We start from the raw sequence: 17734 nt of genomic DNA, 5'->3' as shown, positions 1-17734 counted from the left end.
CGCCAGGCCCCGTGCCGAGCGAGGGAGAGCCCCACGTGACCATCGCGCCAGCCGACCCGGCTTCAGTCAGCGAGCTGGAGACCGACGGTCCCGGTGCCGCGCTGCTGCGGACCCTGACCGAGCTGACCGCCGACCTGCCTGACGCCGACCCGGGGCGGGTCGCCGCCGCCGCGCTGCGCGGCCGGTCCGCTCGGGCCGACGAGGCGGAGCTGCGGGAGCTGGCCACGGAGGCTGCCGCCGGGCTCATCTCCGAGGACCCCGCCTACTCCAGGCTGGCCGCCCGGCTGCTGACCCTGGCCATCCGGGACGAGGCCGCCTCGCAGGGCGTGACGTCCTTCACCGGGTCCGTCGCGGTCGGCCACCGCGAGGGCCTGATCGCCGACCGCACCGCCGAGTTCGTGCGACTGCACGCCGAGCGCCTCGACGCGCTGGTCGACCGCACGGCCGACGACCGGTTCGGCTACTTCGGCCTGCGCACCCTGCACAGCCGCTACCTGCTGCGCCACCCGGTCACCCGCAAGGTCGTGGAGACGCCCCAGGACTTCCTGCTGCGCGTGGCGAGCGGACTGGCGGAGGACGACACGCCCCGCTCCGTGGACGAAGTCGCGGCCCTGTACGGGCTGATGAGCCGCCTGGACTACCTGCCGTCCTCCCCCACCCTCTTCAACTCCGGTACGCGGCACCCACAGATGTCGTCCTGCTACCTGCTCGACTCGCCCCTGGACGAGCTGGACTCCATCTACGACCGCTATCACCAGGTCGCCCGGCTGTCGAAGCACGCCGGCGGCATCGGCCTGTCCTACTCCCGCATCCGCTCGCGCGGTTCGCTGATCCGGGGCACGAACGGGCACTCCAACGGGATCGTGCCGTTCCTGAAGACCCTGGACGCCTCCGTGGCCGCGGTGAACCAGGGCGGCCGGCGCAAGGGCGCGGCAGCGGTCTACCTGGAGACCTGGCACTCCGACATCGAGGAGTTCCTGGAGCTGCGGGACAACACCGGTGAGGACGCCCGCCGCACCCACAACCTCAACCTCGCGCACTGGATCCCGGACGAGTTCATGCGCCGGGTCAACGCCGACGAACAGTGGTCGCTGTTCTCCCCCGCCGACGTCCCCGAGCTGGTCGACCTGTGGGGCGAGGAGTTCGACACCGCCTACCGCAGGGCCGAGGCGGCGGGCCTGGCGAAGAAGACCATCGCGGCCCGCGACCTGTACGGCCGCATGATGCGCACCCTCGCCCAGACCGGCAACGGCTGGATGACCTTCAAGGACGCCGCCAACCGCACCGCCAACCAGACCGCCGAACCCGGCAACGTCATCCACTCCTCCAACCTCTGCACCGAAATCCTCGAAGTCACCAACGACGGCGAGACCGCCGTCTGCAACCTGGGCTCGGTCAACCTCGGCGCCTTCGTGGATGCGGCGACCGGTGACATCGACTGGGAACGGCTGGACGAGACCGTCCGCACGGCCGTCACCTTCCTGGACCGCGTGGTCGACATCAACTTCTACCCCACCGAGCAGGCGGGCCGCTCCAACGCCAAGTGGCGCCCGGTCGGCCTGGGCGCGATGGGCCTGCAGGACGTCTTCTTCGCACTGCGCCTGCCCTTCGACTCCCCCGAGGCCAAGGCCCTCTCCACGCGGATCGCCGAGCGGATCATGCTCGCCGCCTACGAGACCTCCGCCGACCTCGCCGAGCGCAACGGCCCCCTGCCCGCCTGGGAGAAGACCCGCACCGCCCGGGGCGTCCTCCACCCCGACCACTACGACGTCGAGCTGTCCTGGCCCGAGCGCTGGAACGCTCTCCGCGAGCGGATCGCACAGACGGGCATGCGCAACGCGCTGCTCCTCGCGATCGCGCCGACGGCCACGATCGCGTCGATCGCTGGGGTGTACGAGTGCATCGAGCCGCAGGTCTCCAACCTGTTCAAGCGCGAGACGCTCTCGGGTGAGTTCCTCCAGGTCAACTCCTACCTCGTGCAGGACCTGAAGAACCTCGGTGTCTGGGACGCCCGCACCCGCGAAGCCCTGCGCGACTCCAACGGCTCCATCCAGGACTTCCCCTGGATCCCCGAGGACGTCCGCGCCCTGTACCGCACGGCCTGGGAGATCCCCCAGCGCGGCCTGATCGACATGGCCGCAGCCCGCACCCCCTTCCTCGACCAGGCGCAGTCCCTCAACCTCTTCATGGAGACGCCGACGATCGGCAAGCTCTCCTCGATGTACGCCTACGCCTGGAAGTCCGGCCTGAAGACGACGTACTACCTGCGCTCCCGCCCGGCGACGCGCATCGCCCGCGCCGCCCAGGGCCAGGCGCAGGCCGCCAAGCCCATCCCCGTGCAGCAGGCCGCCGACCCCGACGCGATCGCCTGCTCCCTGGAAAACCCCGAGTCCTGCGAGGCCTGCCAGTAATGACCACCCGAAACCAGAACCTGCTCGACCCGGGCTTCGAACTGACGCTCCGCCCGATGCGCTACCCCGACTTCTACGAGCGTTACCGGGACGCCATCAAGAACACCTGGACCGTGGAGGAGGTGGACCTCCACTCGGACGTCGCCGACCTCGCGAAGCTGACGCCCGAAGAACAGCACCTCATCGGCCGGCTGGTGGCGTTCTTCGCGACGGGCGACTCGATCGTCGCGAACAACCTGGTGCTGACGCTGTACAAGCACATCAACTCGCCGGAGGCGCGGCTCTACCTGTCGCGGCAGCTGTTCGAGGAGGCCGTCCACGTCCAGTTCTACCTGACCCTCCTGGACACCTACCTCCCCGACCCCGACGACCGCGCCGCCGCCTTCGCCGCCGTGGAGAACATCCCCTCCATCCGCGAGAAGGCCGAGTTCTGCTTCAAGTGGATCAACGAGGTCGAGAAGATCGACCGCCTGGAGACCCAAGCGGACCGCCGCCGCTTCCTGCTCAACCTCATCTGCTTCGCCGCCTGCATCGAAGGACTCTTCTTCTACGGCGCCTTCGCCTACGTCTACTGGTTCCGCAGCCGCGGCCTGCTGCACGGTCTCGCCACCGGCACCAACTGGGTCTTCCGCGACGAGACCATGCACATGAGCTTCGCGTTCGACGTCGTCGACACCGTCCGCAAGGAAGAACCCGACCTCTTCGACGACCAGCTCCGGCAACAGGTCACCGACATGCTGCGGGAAGCCGTCGAAGCCGAGCTCCAGTTCGCCCGCGACCTGTGCGGCGACGGCCTGCCCGGCATGAACACCGACTCCATGCGGCAGTACCTCGAATGCGTCGCCGACCAGCGCCTCACCCGCCTCGGCTTCGCCCCCCTCTACGGCTCCGAGAACCCCTTCTCCTTCATGGAACTCCAGGGCGTCCAGGAACTCACCAACTTCTTCGAACGCCGCCCCTCGGCCTACCAGGTCGCGGTGGAGGGCACCGTCGACCTGGACGAGGACTTCTGACCGGCCGTTACTTCAGCTTCACCGCGTCCCCGGCCGACACGACCCGCGCGGTCGTCGTCGTGCCGGGGAAGTACCAGCGCCAGCTCCCCGCCGCGGTGGCGGTGACCTTGGTGCTGAGCTTTCCGGCGTCGCCCGTGCGCACGGTCTTCACCGTGCGGTACTGGGCGGCGCCGACCGCCTTGAACTGGAGCTTGACGTCCTGCCCGGTGAACCCGTGGTACTTCAGGTCCTCCCAGTTCGCCCGGGACAGCTTGCCGGTGACGGTCAGCTTGGCACCCTTGGCGACGGGCTCGGGCGAGGCGTCCGTGGTCAGCCGCGAGGCCCGCTTCACCTTGTACTCGGCGATCCGGTCGGAGATCCAGTAGTCACCGTCGTTCGCCTTGACGGTGGCGTTGACCTGCCAGACGCCGGCCAGCTTGTTGCTGTCCATGTCGTCGCTGTCGCGGATCCAGGCCGGGGCGACCGTCATCATGACCGTGCACACCGACGTGGTGTGGGACTTCTTCACGCACGAGGTGCCGGCCCGCTCGAAGAAGCCCCAGCCGTAGGTCGTGTTGAAGGTGCTGGCATCGGTCACCCCCTTCACACCCGAGTTGTCCTTGATCGTGAGGTCGATGGGGAACGTGACCTTCTTCGATGTCCCGACGATCACGTTCCCGCCCTTGTTGACGACGGTCTTCACGACGCGGATGTCTCCCCTGCCCTCAGCGTGGGCACCCGTCGCCGTCAGCAGCGTCAGGGCCGCGGCCCCGCCCGCCAGGGCCCAGGCCGTTCGAGCCGTTCTGCCTCGCATGTTCCCTCCCCTTGTGATGTGAGAGGAGAGGTTACACAGCGGGCGGACAGGCCCCGCACACGGTTTCCGTCAGGCGGGACGGGCCGCACCGTGGCGGCTCCTGCGGGGCTGGGGCTCTTGTACCGGTTCGGTGGGCCCGGGTGTCCCCGGCCGCTCGGCCGCCCTGAGCTGGCGGTCGATGCGCCGGTCGCGCACGATGCCGAGCACGGACGGGAGGACCAGGAGGACCAGGATCCCGAGGGTGACGATCATTCCGATCAGGCCTTCGATCTGGTTTCCGTTCATGACACCACTGTCGCGCCGGACACCCCTTACCGGGAGTGGCAGGACTGCCGTAGAGGCTCGAATTACTGCCACTGCCGAGGCACACTGGCAGCATGCTGAAGAACGTGGCCGCCGTGCTGCTGGACGGGGTGCATCCCTTCGAGCTGGGTGTCGTGTGCGAGGTTTTCGGCATCGACCGCAGCGACGACGGGCTGCCCGTGTACGACTTCGCCGTGGTGTCGGCGGAGGGGCCCGAACTGAGCACCCACTGCGGGTTCACCGTGTCCACGCCGTACGGCCTGGAGCGGCTGGAAGAGGCCGATCTGATCGCCGTACCGGCCGGTGAGACCTACACACAGCGCGAGTATCCGGAGGAGCTGCTGGCGGCGCTGCGGCGGGCCGTGGACCGGGGCACCCGGGTGCTCAGCGTCTGCTCCGGGGTGTTCGTGCTGGCCGCGGCCGGGCTGCTCGACGGACGGCGGTGCGCGGCGCACTGGCACAACGCCGAGCAACTGGCCCGGCGCTATCCGCGGCTCACGGTCGAGCCGGACGTGCTGTACGTGGACGAGGACCCGGTCATCACCTCGGCCGGCACCGCCGCCGGGATCGACGCCTGTCTGCATCTCGTGCGCAAGGAGCAGGGGCCGGAGGTGGCCAACAAGATCGCCCGTCGGATGGTGGTGCCGCCGCACCGGGACGGCGGGCAGGCGCAGTTCATCGAGCGGCCCCTGCCGAAGGCGCCCTGCGACACGGTCGGGGAGGTGCTCGCCTGGATGGAGGCCCACCTCGACCAGGAGGTGACCGTCGAGCAGCTCGCCGCCCGCGCCCATATGGCGCCGCGCACCTTCGCCCGGCGCTTCCAGCAGGAGACGGGGACCACGCCGTACCGGTGGATCCTTCGCCAACGGGTGCTGCTGGCACAGGAGTTGCTGGAGGGCACGGACGAGACCATGGACGCCATCGCCTGGCGCACCGGGTTCGGTACGGCCGCCGCGCTGCGCCACCAGTTCGTCCGGGCGCTGGGGACGACCCCGAACGCCTACCGGCGCGCGTTCCGGGGCCCTGAGGCCGCCTGAGCGCACGCCGGTACCAGGTGGTCTACCAGGGCATCGCCCGCAGCAGCAGGTTCTGCGGGCGGAGCGTGATGCCCACGCGGGTGGTGTCGTCGGATCCGCTGACCTGCTCGAAGCGGTACTTGGCGGAGATCGCCGCGGTGATCAGGCTCAGCTGGGTCATGGAGAAGTGGTCGCTGGGGCACTTGCGGTTGCCCACGCTGAACGGGCTCATCGCGTACTTCGGCACCTCCTTGGCCCGCTCGGGCAGCCAGCGGTCGGGGTCGAAGTCGAGGTGGCGGGCGTAGGAGCGGGCGTCGCGCTGGATGGCGTACGGGCTGTAGACGATGTCCGCCCCGGCCGGAATGCGATAGCCGCCGAGCGCGGTGTCGCTCACCGCGCGCCGCGTCAATATCCATACCGCGGGCCGGAGTCGCATGGCCTCGACGACGACATTGTTGGTGTGCGTGAGTGAGCGGACGTGCTCGAATCCGACCGGTCGACCACCGGTCACGGATTCGACCTCGGTCCGTACCTTCTCGGCGTGTTCCGGGTGTGCGGCGAGGACCTGGAGCAGCCACATGATCGTGGACGCGACTGTTTCGCTGCCGGGGGTGAGTATGGCGACGACCTGGTCGTGGATCTCCTGTTCCCCGATGGGGTCGCCATTGTCGTCCTTCGCCTCCAGCAATGCCGTCAGCAAATCGTCCGGCTTTTGACCAGATGCCCTCCGCTCGGCGACGATCTCGTCCACCAGCAGATGCAAATCGGCCAGCGCCCGGTTGAATTCACGGTTGGCCGGGAACGGCAGCCGGTAGAGCGGGCCCAGCGGGATCACCATCCGGCGGTACATACCACGGAAGACGGTGGCGAGATCGATGCTGAGCCGTTCCGCGCGCTCGTCCATGCAGTCGCCGCGCAGCAGGCAGCGGGCCGCGATACGGACGGCGACCCGGAAGGCCTCGGAGGTGCAGTCGACGGTGCCGCCGGGTTTCCAGCGGTCGGTCAGCGCGTGCGCCTCCTCCTCCATGATCGGCCCGTAGCCGGGTATCGCGTCGAGCCGGAAGGCGGGTTGTATGGTGCGCCGCTGCCGGCGGTGCCGGGGGCCGTTCGCGGTGGCCACGCCCTCCTTGCCGAGCAGGCCCTCCAGGGACTCCCACAGCGGGCCGTCGATCTTGAAGTCGGGGTTCAGGGCCAGTGCTCCGGTGAGCGCCGGGGTGGTGACGGCGTACACCGTCTTGGGGCCGAGTTTCAGGCGGACGACGTCTCCGTGGTCGCGCAGTCCGGACATGAACGCGAGCGGGTCGCGGACCAGTTTCAGACCGTGCCCGAGGACCGGTACGGCGCCTCCGGCCAGGGGCGGTTCACGCAGGTCGGGCGTCTCGGGGATCTCGCGCGTACCGGGGGTCCCGGGGTTCGCGGGCTGTACCGACTCGACGGTCATTTCTCACCTGCCGCTTCGTTCGTGACGTACGGGGGCGTGGAGCGGTCGTCCCAGCTGTCGACCATGTACCGGCCGGACTCGTGGTGGAACCAGTAGACGGAGCTGAACCAGTTGCGCATATTGCCGACACAGGTCTGGACCGCCGTGCTCAACTCTTTTCCGCGGACCGTTCCGTCGTCGATCTCCCGGGCGAACCTCAGGGCGTCCCGCTCCGCTTCGAAGAATTCGCTGATGCATTCCTCGACCCGTCGCCGGACGTCGTCCACCGCTTCTTCGAGGGTCAGCCCCCTGTGGGTGATGAGGCTGATTCCGAGATTGTGCACCTCGTCGCCCGCTATTTCCTTCGGGAGCGAGCAGAGGTCGTTGTACCAGGCGGCGAATTCCTGACTGAGGAGGGCCGCCCGGCGGTATGCCGGGTTTTTCCGCACTGCGTCCGGGAGTTCACATCCGGCGCTGGGTTCGAGCAGGTCCGTCCATATCCAGTGCGCGAAGGTGAGCCGGCGCAGCGCGAGGTATTCCTCGACGCCGGGTATGTATCCCTCGGTGCGGTTGCGGAATTCACGGTCGTAGGCCTCGATGACCGCGTGGAAGTGCCGGGCGAACCGGTGGTTCCAGGTGGGCGACAGGAAGCCGTAGAGCCGCAGCACACTGTCCGCGAACCCCGCCACCAGCGGGTCGGGGTGGTGCAGATGGTGCCTGGGTGAATCCAGAGCCGCGTGCAGCCGGTGCCGCAGCCGCCGCCAGTCGCCCGCCCGGCCGTGCACGATGTCGCGGTCATGGCGGTCGTCCCAGACGAAGAACCAGGCGCTGTAGTCGGCTATGGCCTGCAGGACCTCGTCGGGGGCACCGGCGTAGTAGCCCGCCATGAGGTCGGTGTAGCACAGGCCATCGGCATATTCCCGAACCTTGGCCGACGGCATGAGCCGATTTTCCAGGAGCCAGAGCCGGGTCTTCTCCTGGAGCCGTGGCCAATACGGATGCAGTTGCCGGGGAAAGGCGGACTCGATCACCGGGAGTGCCAGTGAGGGTGGGACTACGACCGCCGTCTGCGTCGCTGTGGTGCTGTGTGGGAAAGCTTGCACGAACAAACCCCTCTCAGCCGCCAGGAGCGCACACCCCTCCCGTTGTGCCGGGCGTGCGCCGTTGCGTATCCCGCACTTCCATTCAGCACCACAACTGAGCGCCGTGGGAACGGATTTGCTCCATTCACCACCCCAAGGTGCCGCGAATCTCCCCCTGTCTGACTGGTTAAGGATCACCAGGAGCGCAGAAGGGACCGGTTGTACGACGCACGCACGAGCGAAGCACGGCGACACGAAGGCGCCCCGGCCGGGAAGGATCCCGGCCGGGGCGCCCCAAGTGCCCGGCGTCGCTCAGTCGTTGGCGACCACGGGGTAACGTGGCTCGTTCTCCGCCATCTGCCGCAGCGCGTCCTTGCGGTCCCGCTTCGAGAGCCGGTCGATGTACAGGTAGCCGTAGAGGTGGTCGGTCTCGTGCTGCAAACAGCGTGCGAAGTAGCCGGTGCCGCGGACCTTGATCGGGTTGCCCTGCTCGTCCTGGCCGGTCACCTCGGCGTAGTCGGGACGGGCGAGCGACGCGTACGCCGTGGGCACGGACAGGCAGCCCTCGTTGCTGTCGTCCAGCCGGCGCTTCTCGGCGGGCAGGTCGACCAGCTTCGGGTTGCAGACCACGCCGACGTGCCGGACGCCCTCGTCGTCCGGGCAGTCGTAGACGAAGACCTTCAGGTCGACACCGATCTGGTTGGCGGCCAGGCCCACGCCCTCGGCGGTGCGCTGGCTGGCGAACATGTCGGCGACGAGTTGCTGGAGCTCCTCGCCGAACTCGGTGACGTCCTTGCACTCCTTGTGCAGCACCGGGTTGCCGACGACCGTGATCGGCCGGGAGGTGCCGCGCTCGCGCCAGGCCCTCTCGCGCTCCTCGCAGTCCTCCGTGTCGACGACATAGCCCTCGTCGTCGACAGGGAGCACGCCCGCGTGCTGCTGATCGGTGTCCTGCTGCGCCATGACCGACGTACGCCTTCCTCAAAGAACAGGGAGAGATGTTGCTGATACAGGGTACGGCGCCTGGTCAGCAGACCTCTTCCAGATCGCGCCAGTCCCGTGAGTCCGGGCTGTCCGCGACCCACCCGTCGAGCAGCCCCCGCACGAGCGACGCCGGGGCGGCGACACCGCACTCCCGCTCCGGCACCCAGAGCTGTCCGTCCGTCCGGTGCCCGAGCGGCCCGGGGTGACCCGGCTCGCTGTGGTCGTGCGGGTCCAGGTGCACCCCCTCGCCCTCGTCGGAGGGCATGCGGGACTCGCTGCACATCCGGCACAGCAGCCGTACCGACGACGACCAGTCCTCCGCCGCGAACCCCGCGTCCGCGGCCAGTTGCTCCAGCGCGTCCCGGTCGGCCTCGGTGGCCGCCTCCAGCAGGACCACCCAGGTGGGGACGGGCGACGGCGCCCACAGCTCGATCTCGTCGAAGACCGGGTAGGAGTGCCCGGTCGAGGTGGTGCGCTCGCCGTGCGGGACGCCGTCGTGCAGCACGACCTCACCCCAGCGCCGCCCGGAGGAGGGCAGCGGGATCGACAGCACCTCCATCCGCGCGGGGTCCAGCCGGCGGCCCCACACCACCTCGGCCTCCCCCTCCGGGGAGAGCCGTACGGCCGCGCTGCCCAGCTCCATGCCGACCGGCTCCGCGGAGGCCGCGGCACCCCCGGGCACCTTCAGCCCGTACGCCTGCCAGGCGCGGCGGGCCAGCGGCCAGTCCTGCAGCGCGGTCGCGGCGATGCCGACGTTCCACCAGTCGGGCGCCCCGGTCTCCCGGTCGAGCAGGGCCACCGCGCGCAGTCCGGCCGCGCGCGCCTGCTCCCAGTCGTGCCGGAACTTGTGCAGCAGGGCGAGGTTGAACCAGGACTCCGACAGCCAGGGTTCCAGATCGGCGGCGCGTGTCAGCAGCTCGCCCGCGTCCTCGTACCGGCCGTCGCCGATGAGTGTGAACGCCCGGTCGGTGGCCTGCCGCCAGGAGGCGGAGGGCCGGTGCCGTCCCTTGCCGAAGATCCTCACGATTCCCGCCTGCCAGTTCCATTTCCCGCTGTGGGCTGGCTTGTGCCCCCGGACACCCTCTCCCTCGCATCCAACCACGTGCCGTGGGAAAGGCGCTCATTACCCATGGGTTACCCCGCCGGGCGCGGGGTCAGACAGTCCTGTTCGTCGCACCGGCACGCGCTCCCGGACGCCGGGAGGCCTGGCCAGCACCCGGGCGAGCGACTCCACGACCTCCGGAGCGTAGTCCCCGGCGGTGCCGAGTCGCAGCTCCTCCAGTGCGCGCAGCGGGCCTTCCGGACCGGCGTCCCGGGTCTTCTCCTCGTAGGCGTTCACGGCCCGGACGATCCGGGCGGCGAGCGGCTGTTCCCGGTAGGGGTCGGCCTGCCGTTCCACGACGACGGCGACGGCCGCGTCCACGCCGGTCTGCCGGACGACGGCACCGCCGAGCAGGGCGATGCGCCGCTGCTCCGCGGCGGGCAGGCCGGCGGTGGCGCCGGCCGGGACCGGGTCGACCAGGCTGAGCTGGCCGATGTCGTGCATCAGGGCCGCGTGCTCCAGGACGGTCAGTTCGGGCCCGCTCAGGCCGAGGTCCCGGCCGACGGCGAGGCTGAGCGCGGCGACGCGGTGGGCGTGCCCGGCGGGGGTGCAGCCGGCGATCTCGGTCGCGCGGGCGAGGGAGGCGATGGTCTGCCGGTAGGTGGCGCGGACGGCCGCGTAACGACGCAGGGAGAGCTGGACGAGCAGCATGGGCAGGCAGAACACGGGCAGCGCCCACAGGCCGACGACGGCTACCGCGAGTGCCATCACGGCGCCGGTCGCACAGATCGCGGAACCGATGCCGAGCAGTCCGCGCAGTTCCTCGCGCAGCAGCGGGCCGAACGGCCAGCGGGTGCGGCAGTGGGCGAGCGCGGCGGCCAGGACCGCCCCGCACAGGGAGGTGAGGGCGAGCAGGGTGAGCAGCAGGAGGGCGTAGGCGGGGCCGACCCAATGGGCGAAGACGCCCTGGCTGTAGAGCGGTTGGAAGCAGACGGCGGCGAATCCGACGGTGAGGACGCGGCGGGTCAGGTGGTCGGTGGTGGGGCCGCGGCCGGACCAGATGTGCGGGACGGCACCGAGCACGGTGGCGACGAGGACGACGGTGACGACCTGGGCGGCTCCGTGCTGGCCCGGCCGTCCGGCGTCGGCGCCCAGCAGGGCGTACGACAGGGCGCCTGCGGCACCGAGGGGCGCGGCCTGCCGCTGCCCCTGCTCGTCGCTCCAGCGGGTCAGTTCGCCGACGGCTATGAGCACGCCGAAGGCGAGCGCGACGCCCCGGTCGTGCAGGCCGGTCCGGAGAGTGACGGCGAGGGAACCGGCCGCGACGAGGGCGGCGGCGCCGTGGATCAGCCGCAGGGCGGTCATCGGGGCGCCCCGGTGCCGGTGGTCCGCTCCGCGGGCGGGGTGCCGTACGCCGGTTCGTCGGCGGTGACCGCCGGGTGCCAGCCGGAGCGGCGCAGGGCGCGCACGAGCGCGCCGACCATGCGGGGGTCGAAGTGCGACCCGGCGCAGCGCTCCAGTTCGGCGACGGCGGCCTCGACCGGGCGGGCCCTGCTGTAGCAGCGGGTGGAGGTCATGGCGTCGAAGGCGTCGGCGACGGCGACGATCCGGGCGCACTCGGGGATCTGGCCGCCCGCCAGGCCGTACGGGTAACCGCTGCCGTCGAGCCGTTCGTGGTGGTGGAGGATGGCCGCACGGGCCTCGCCGAGGAAGGAGATCCCGCGGACCATCTCGTGGCCGTACTCGGGGTGCAGCTCGATGATCCGCCGTTCCTCCGGGGTGAGCGGGCCGTCCTTGCGCAGCAGCCGGGTGGGCACGCCCAGCTTGCCGACGTCGTGCAGGATGCCGGCGAAGCGCAGCACCTCGACGCGGTCGTCGTCCATGCCGAGTTCGCGGGCGATCAGCACGGAGGCCTGTCCGACGCGTTCGCTGTGGCCGCGGGTGTAGCCGTCCTTGATGTCGACGGCCTGGACGAGGGCGCGGATGGTGGCCTGGTGGGCCGCCCGTTCACGGTGGTACAGCGCGAAGACCCACCAGGAGACGCCCATCGGCAGCAGCACGAGGAGCGCGGCGACCGGGCCGTAGGGGCTGCGCCACAGGACGGCCATCATCAGCCCGGCGAGTCCGTGCACCGCGACCGGGGCGAGCGAGCGCGCCAGCAGCCCGCGCCAGGCCCGCCGCAGTGGCACCAGCCCGGCCGCCGCGCGCAGGCCGCCGTCGAGCGCGGTGAGCACCAGGCAGAACGCGAGGACGGCCGCGCCCGCGGGCAGCAGCGCGGAGGGGAAGTCGGAGCCGACGACGGCGTCCTCGCCGCCGAGCGCGCAGTGCGTCCGGGCGGCCGCCCACACGGCGAGCGCGGGCTGCGCGGCCCGCCACACGCGCCGGAGCAGGGCGGGCGGGTGCTCGACCGGGGAGAGCAGCGCGGCGGGCACCGGGACGAGCGCGGCTGCGGCCGGGGGCAGCAGGAACGCACCGGCGAGCAGCACGGGGTAGAAGGTGCCGCCGAAGCGGCGGCGTACGGCGTGCTCGCAGACCGCGTAGAGCGCGGCGAGCAGGGCCGGCTCCCCCCAGGGGGTGCGTGTCGTCGGCAGGGGCAGCAGGCAGAGGACGGCCGACAGGGCGACGGCGGCGACATAGCCGCGTGCCCTTGCCGGTACCGCGTCCATCACGCCCCTCCCCGACCGTGCCTCCTCCAGGCTCGGAGCCTAGGGCGGAGTCGGGGGATGCGGGGCTTATGACCTGAGGATTAGCACGTTCGGGTGATATGTCCCGGCGTGTCAGGACTCCCGCGGGGCCGCGGGGGCCTTGGCCACGTCGTGCTCCGGCACGGTCTGCCCGGAGCGGATCAGCTCGATCCGCCCCATGACCTTGGCCCGGAGGTCGGCGGGCACGTCGTCATGCCCGCAGCACCGCTTCACCAGCTTCTTCACGGCCTGCTCCAGGCCGTACTTCTCCAGGCACGGCGAGCATTCCTCGAAGTGGTGCTGGAACTTGTCGCGGTCGATGTCCGGCATCTCGCTGTCGAGGAACTCGTACAGGTGGTCGAGGACCTCACTGCAGTCCGTCTCGTGCGGCTCTCCGCAGCTCATGAGCCCGAGCCTTTCGCTTCGTTCGACTCTCCGGCGCCGGCCGGGACCAGCCCGCGCTCACGGGCGTAGTCCTCCAGCATGCCGCGCAGCTGACGGCGGCCCCGGTGCAGCCGGGACATCACCGTACCGATGGGTGTCCCCATGATGTCCGCGATCTCCTTGTAGGCAAACCCCTCGACGTCCGCGAGATAGACGGCGATGCGGAACTCCTCGGGGATCGCCTGGAGCGCGGCCTTCACGTCCGAGTCGGGCAGGTGGTCGAGCGCCTGCGACTCGGCGGAGCGCAGACCCGTCGACATGTGCGACTCGGCACGGGCGAGCTGCCAGTCCTCGATCTCCTCCGCGGCGGAGCGCTGGGGCTCGCGCTGCTTCTTGCGGTAGGAGTTGATGAAGGTGTTCGTGAGGATGCGGTACAGCCACGCCTTGAGGTTGGTGCCCTCGCGGAACTGGTGGAAGGACGCGTACGCCTTGGCGTACGTCTCCTGCACCAGGTCCTCGGCGTCGGCCGGGTTGCGCGTCATGCGCAGCGCGGCCGAGTACATCTGGTCGAGGAATTCGAGCGCGTCCCGCTCGAAGCGCGCGCTGCGCTCCGCGGTCGACTCATCGGACGCGTCCGCGCTGACGCCCTGGCCCTCGGGCAGCTCCGCCTGGCCGTTGTCGGTCCCTGCGTCGGTACCGGTGACCGGACCCACCTCCTCAAGATCACGGGCGGGACCGAAGCCGATCCCACTCGTTTCGGAGGATAGAACACGACCCGTGCCTGCCGCCGCTCGAATAGGAGCGGTCTTGGCCGCGTGCAGCACGGACCAGTCCAGGTCAGTGCGGCTGCTGCGGGCCGGGCAGATGGTCGAACCCATGCGGCGGACTTCCTCTCCTGCGACGTCGGTGCCGAAGCCGTCGGCACTTCCGGTCGCGTCAACAGCGGCCCACCGCACAACATTCCCGGGTCACCCGAGTGACGCGATCCACTCCCGTACCGCGCCGGTGACGGTCTCCAGCGCCCGCTCCTGGGTGGTCTCCGCGCGCTTGGGCACGGCGAACCCGTGATCGCCGTACGGCACCTCGACGAGCCGGAAGTCACCCTCCGGGAACTCCGCCGGCTTCCCGAAGGGGTCGTTGCCGCCCTGGACGACCAGCGTGGGCACCCCGGCCCCCAGCAGCTCGTCCGCCCGGGACTTCTCCGGCTTGCCCGGCGGGTGCAGCGGGAAGCTCAGCGCCAGCACCGCGTGCGCGCCCAGCCCGGCCGCCGTGCGGCAGGCGACCCGGGCACCGGCGCTGCGGCCCCCGGAGACCACCGGCAGGCCGGGTTCCGCGAGCGCGGGCCACACGCCCCGCCACCCGGTGTCCAGGGTCTTCGGCGCGGGAGCGACCTTCTTGCCGGCGACCCGCCAGGGCTGTTCGACGAGGGCGACGGTCACGCCGTCGGCGGGCAGCGCGGCCGCGAGCGCCTGGAGGTCGCGTGCCTCGATGCCGCCGCCGGCGCCGTGGCCGACGGCCAGCACCAGCCGTGCCTTCTTCGCCGGGTGCCAGGTGATCCGGGCCTCACCGGCATCCGTACCGACCGTCTGCGTGGTCACTTCTGTCACGTCCGTCACGTCAGAAGAGTGTGCCCTCTTCCGGTCCCTCCAGCTCCTTCAGCAGCTCCGGGCCGTTGTTGCGGACATTGCTGACGGCGGTGGGGACCGGGTAGGCCCGCATCAGGCCGGCCGGGGGCGGGGCGAGCAGCTCGCGCAGCTCGTCAGGGTCGGTGCGGGAGGGGTCCAGCCACGCGTCCCAGCGGTCCGGGGTGAGCATCAGCGGCATCCGCGGGTGGATCTCGGCGAGGGAGCGCGGACCCTCGGCGGGGGCCACGGCCAGCGGGGTCCTCTCCGCCTCGGTGGTGATCACCGAGCAGGTGGCCCACCAGGCCCGCGGGTGGTCGTCGGGCAGGGTCCGGTCGCGCCAGAACTCGTACAGGCCGGCCATCGCGAACACCGAGCCGTCGGCGGGCAGCACGAAGTACGGCTGCTTGCGCGGCCGCTTCTTCCTGCCCTCCACCTCCAGGTCGCGCTCCTGCTGACCGGTGACCCACTCGTAGTAGCCGTCGGCCGGCACGATGCAGCGGCGGGCGGCGAAGGCGCGCCGGTAGGCGGGCTTCTCGTGCACGGTCTCGGCGCGGGCGTTGATCATCCGGGCGCCGCCCTCCGGGGTCTTGGCCCAGGACGGGACCAGCCCCCACTTCAGCGAGCGGAGCTGGCGAACCGGACGCGGGGAGTCCGCGTCTTTCAGGGGGCGGTCCAGGACGGCGTAGACCTCCTTGGTCGGCGCCACGTTGTAGTCGGGCTCCAGGGTCTCCTCGGGCTCCCACTTCTCGATCTCAAAGATTCCTGCGAGATCCTCGGGCCCACGACTCGATGCATACCGTCCGCACATACGTGCAACACTGCCAGGCCCGCCCGCCACCCGGCCACCACCTCGACGACGGCGCCGCGCGCCGACCTCCATCGCCAGCGAAACGGAGCCACCAGCAGACATGGACCGCCTCGCCGCCACCGCGCTGCCCGGCCTCTGGGACCGGCTCACCGGCACCCAGCCCGACCCCGACCTGTGGGTGGTGCTGGCCACGCTGGCCGCCGCGCTCGCGGTGGTCGTCCCCCACCCGGTGTGGCGGATATCCCGCAACGCGATCACCATCGCGCACGAGGGCGGCCACGGTCTGATCGCCCTGCTCACCGGCCGGCAGCTCACCGGGATCCGGCTGCACTCCGACACCAGCGGGCTCACCGTGAGCCGGGGCAAGCCGCACGGGCTGGGCATGATCCTGACGGCCGCCGCGGGCTACACCGCCCCCTCGCTGCTGGGTCTCGGCGGGGCCGCGCTGCTGGCCGCCGGGCGCATCACCCTCCTGCTGTGGGTGGCCACCGCCCTGCTGGTGGCGATGCTGGTGATGATCCGCAACGCGTACGGCGTACTGACCGTGGTCCTCGCGGGCGGGGCGTTCCTGCTGGTGTCCTGGCTGACGGGGCCGCAGGTGCAGGCCGCGTTCGCGTACGCGGTGGTGTGGTTCCTGCTGTCCGGGGGAGTACGGCCGCCGTTCGAGCTCCAGGCCAAGCGGTCCCGGGGCGGTGCCGGGGACTCCGACGCCGACCAGTTGTCCCGCCTCACGCACGTACCGGCGGGCCTGTGGCTGTTCCTGTTCCACGCGGTGTCGCTGTGCTCGCTGATCGGCGGAGGGCGCTGGCTGCTGGAGGGTTGACGGCGCGGCCTCCTTATAAAGTGGCCCCATGGCCCCGAACACCTCCTCCACCGCCCTCTGGCCCGCCCCGCACGCGAGCGGAGCCGTCGACGCGACGGTCCACGTGCCGGGGTCCAAGTCGGTCACCAACCGCGCTCTGGTCCTCGCGGCCCTGGCCTCCGAGCCCGGCTGGCTGCGCCGCCCGCTGCGGTCCCGGGACACCCTGCTGATGGCCGGTGCCCTCAGGGCCATGGGCGTGGAGATCGAGGAGGGCGTGGGCCCGGACGGCACCGGCGAGGCCTGGCGGGTGCTGCCCACGGGCCTGTCCGGCCCGGCCACGGTCGACGTCGGCAACGCGGGCACGGTGATGCGGTTCCTGCCGCCGGTGGCCGCGCTGGCCGACGGCCCGGTCCGGTTCGACGGGGACCCGCGGTCGTACGAGCGTCCCCTGAACGGCGTGATCGACGCGCTGCGGGTGCTCGGCGCCCGGATCGACGACGACGGCCGGGGCACGCTGCCGCTGACCGTGCACGGCGGCGGGGCCCTGGACGGCGGCCCGGTGTCGATCGACGCCTCCTCGTCCTCGCAGTTCGTGTCGGCGCTGCTGCTGTCCGGCCCCCGTTTCAACCAGGGCGTGGAGGTCCGCCACACCGGCGCCAGCCTGCCCTCGATGCCGCACATCCGGATGACGGTGGACATGCTGCGCGCGGTCGGCGCCCAGGTGGACACGCCGGAGTCCGGCGGCGAGCCGAACGTGTGGCGGGTGACGCCGGGCGCGCTGCTCGGACGGGACCTGACGATCGAGCCGGACCTGTCCAACGCGCAGCCGTTCCTGGCGGCGGCCCTGGTCACCGGCGGCAAGGTGGTGATCCCGGACTGGCCGGCCCGTACCACCCAGCCGGGTGACCGGCTGCGGGAGATCTTCACCGAGATGGGCGGTTCCTGCGCACTCACCGAGTACGGCCTGGAGTTCACCGGTTCGGGGGCGGTCCACGGCATCGACGTGGACCTCGGTGACGTGGGCGAGCTGACCCCCGGCATCGCCGCGGTGGCCGCGCTCGCCGACTCGCCGTCCACCCTGCGGGGCGTGGCCCATCTGCGGCTCCACGAGACGGACCGGCTGGCCGCGCTCACCAAGGAGATCAACGAGCTGGGCGGTGACGTCACGGAGACGGCCGACGGCCTGCACATCCGCCCGCGCCCGCTGCACGGCGGGACCTTCCACACCTACGAGGACCACCGCATGGCGACCGCCGGTGCGATCATCGGCCTGGCCGTGCCGGGCGTGCGGATCGAGAACGTGGCGACGACGGCGAAGACCCTGCCGGACTTCCCCGAGCTGTGGACCGGGATGCTCGGGCAGTAGG

17 protein-coding genes are annotated in these 17734 nt (G+C 71.1%); 5 read left to right on the top strand and 12 right to left on the bottom strand.

What is annotated here, in order from left to right:
* Nucleotides 1–35: 35 nt before the first annotated feature.
* On the top strand, nt 36–2411 hold the full coding sequence (locus tag ACH4LD_RS27255; RefSeq protein WP_398056117.1) for a ribonucleoside-diphosphate reductase subunit alpha: 2376 nt from the start codon (nt 36–38) through the stop codon (nt 2409–2411).
* Nucleotides 2411–3424, top strand: a complete 1014-nt coding sequence (locus tag ACH4LD_RS27250) for a ribonucleotide-diphosphate reductase subunit beta (RefSeq protein ID WP_398056118.1) — start codon at nt 2411–2413, stop codon at nt 3422–3424. Before ACH4LD_RS27255 ends, ACH4LD_RS27250 begins: the two co-directional genes overlap by 1 nt.
* 7 nt (nt 3425–3431) lie before the next feature.
* Here ACH4LD_RS27250 and ACH4LD_RS27245 read toward each other — a convergent pair whose 3' ends face one another.
* On the bottom strand, nt 3432–4217 hold the full coding sequence (locus tag ACH4LD_RS27245; protein WP_398056119.1) for a hypothetical protein: 786 nt from the start codon (nt 4215–4217) through the stop codon (nt 3432–3434).
* Nucleotides 4218–4286: 69 nt separating this feature from the next.
* A complete protein-coding gene (locus tag ACH4LD_RS27240; protein WP_132788576.1) occupies nt 4287–4502 on the bottom strand; it encodes a hypothetical protein in 216 nt (71 codons plus the stop codon).
* A 92-nt stretch (nt 4503–4594) separates the two neighbouring features.
* On the opposite strand from ACH4LD_RS27240, the gene ACH4LD_RS27235 reads away from it, so the two are divergent.
* On the top strand, nt 4595–5557 hold the full coding sequence (locus ACH4LD_RS27235; RefSeq protein WP_398056120.1) for a GlxA family transcriptional regulator: 963 nt from the start codon (nt 4595–4597) through the stop codon (nt 5555–5557).
* Nucleotides 5558–5579: 22 nt separating this feature from the next.
* On the opposite strand, the gene ACH4LD_RS27230 is transcribed toward ACH4LD_RS27235, so the two are convergent.
* From ACH4LD_RS27230 to ACH4LD_RS27185, 10 genes are all read right to left on the bottom strand, one after another.
* A complete protein-coding gene (locus tag ACH4LD_RS27230) occupies nt 5580–6977 on the bottom strand; it encodes a cytochrome P450 (RefSeq protein WP_398056121.1) in 1398 nt (465 codons plus the stop codon).
* Nucleotides 6974–8059 carry an epi-isozizaene synthase gene (gene cyc1 / locus ACH4LD_RS27225; RefSeq protein WP_398056122.1) on the bottom strand — a complete coding sequence of 362 codons (1086 nt, stop codon included), beginning with the start codon at nt 8057–8059 and terminating at the stop codon, nt 6974–6976. Before cyc1 ends, ACH4LD_RS27230 begins: the two co-directional genes overlap by 4 nt.
* A 291-nt stretch (nt 8060–8350) precedes the next feature.
* Nucleotides 8351–9001: a peptide deformylase gene (gene def / locus ACH4LD_RS27220; RefSeq protein WP_103812504.1), complete on the bottom strand. Its 651-nt coding sequence runs from the start codon at nt 8999–9001 to the stop codon at nt 8351–8353.
* A gap of 64 nt (nt 9002–9065) precedes the next feature.
* The gene (locus tag ACH4LD_RS27215) at nt 9066–10046 is read right to left on the bottom strand and encodes a hypothetical protein (RefSeq protein WP_103812503.1); all 981 of its coding nucleotides are present in this window, start codon (nt 10044–10046) and stop codon (nt 9066–9068) included.
* Between the two features lie 99 nt (nt 10047–10145).
* Nucleotides 10146–11429 carry an HD-GYP domain-containing protein gene (locus ACH4LD_RS27210; RefSeq protein WP_398056123.1) on the bottom strand — a complete coding sequence of 428 codons (1284 nt, stop codon included), beginning with the start codon at nt 11427–11429 and terminating at the stop codon, nt 10146–10148.
* A complete protein-coding gene (locus ACH4LD_RS27205) occupies nt 11426–12730 on the bottom strand; it encodes an HD-GYP domain-containing protein (RefSeq protein ID WP_398056124.1) in 1305 nt (434 codons plus the stop codon). Before ACH4LD_RS27205 ends, ACH4LD_RS27210 begins: the two co-directional genes overlap by 4 nt.
* A 111-nt stretch (nt 12731–12841) precedes the next feature.
* Entirely contained in the window at nt 12842–13153 is a 312-nt protein-coding gene (gene rsrA, locus ACH4LD_RS27200; RefSeq protein WP_398056125.1) for a mycothiol system anti-sigma-R factor, read from the bottom strand.
* Entirely contained in the window at nt 13150–13845 is a 696-nt protein-coding gene (gene sigR / locus ACH4LD_RS27195; protein WP_014674890.1) for an RNA polymerase sigma factor SigR, read from the bottom strand. Before sigR ends, rsrA begins: the two co-directional genes overlap by 4 nt.
* 255 nt (nt 13846–14100) lie before the next feature.
* The gene (locus ACH4LD_RS27190; RefSeq protein ID WP_398056189.1) at nt 14101–14739 is read right to left on the bottom strand and encodes an alpha/beta family hydrolase; all 639 of its coding nucleotides are present in this window, start codon (nt 14737–14739) and stop codon (nt 14101–14103) included.
* A gap of 10 nt (nt 14740–14749) precedes the next feature.
* Nucleotides 14750–15565: an SOS response-associated peptidase gene (locus tag ACH4LD_RS27185; protein ID WP_132788568.1), complete on the bottom strand. Its 816-nt coding sequence runs from the start codon at nt 15563–15565 to the stop codon at nt 14750–14752.
* A 100-nt stretch (nt 15566–15665) separates the two neighbouring features.
* Here ACH4LD_RS27185 and ACH4LD_RS27180 point away from each other — a divergent pair, with 100 nt between their 5' ends.
* Together ACH4LD_RS27180 and aroA are read left to right on the top strand one after the other, a co-directional pair.
* A complete protein-coding gene (locus ACH4LD_RS27180) occupies nt 15666–16388 on the top strand; it encodes a M50 family metallopeptidase (protein ID WP_398056126.1) in 723 nt (240 codons plus the stop codon).
* 28 nt (nt 16389–16416) lie between these two features.
* Nucleotides 16417–17733: a 3-phosphoshikimate 1-carboxyvinyltransferase gene (gene aroA, locus ACH4LD_RS27175; protein ID WP_132788566.1), complete on the top strand. Its 1317-nt coding sequence runs from the start codon at nt 16417–16419 to the stop codon at nt 17731–17733.
* The last annotated feature ends 1 nt before the right edge of the window (nt 17734 follow it).

The organism is Streptomyces sp. NPDC017676 (assembly GCF_044329325.1).
Classification (GTDB): domain Bacteria; phylum Actinomycetota; class Actinomycetes; order Streptomycetales; family Streptomycetaceae; genus Streptomyces.
This window is presented reverse-complemented; position numbering and strand designations above follow the sequence as displayed.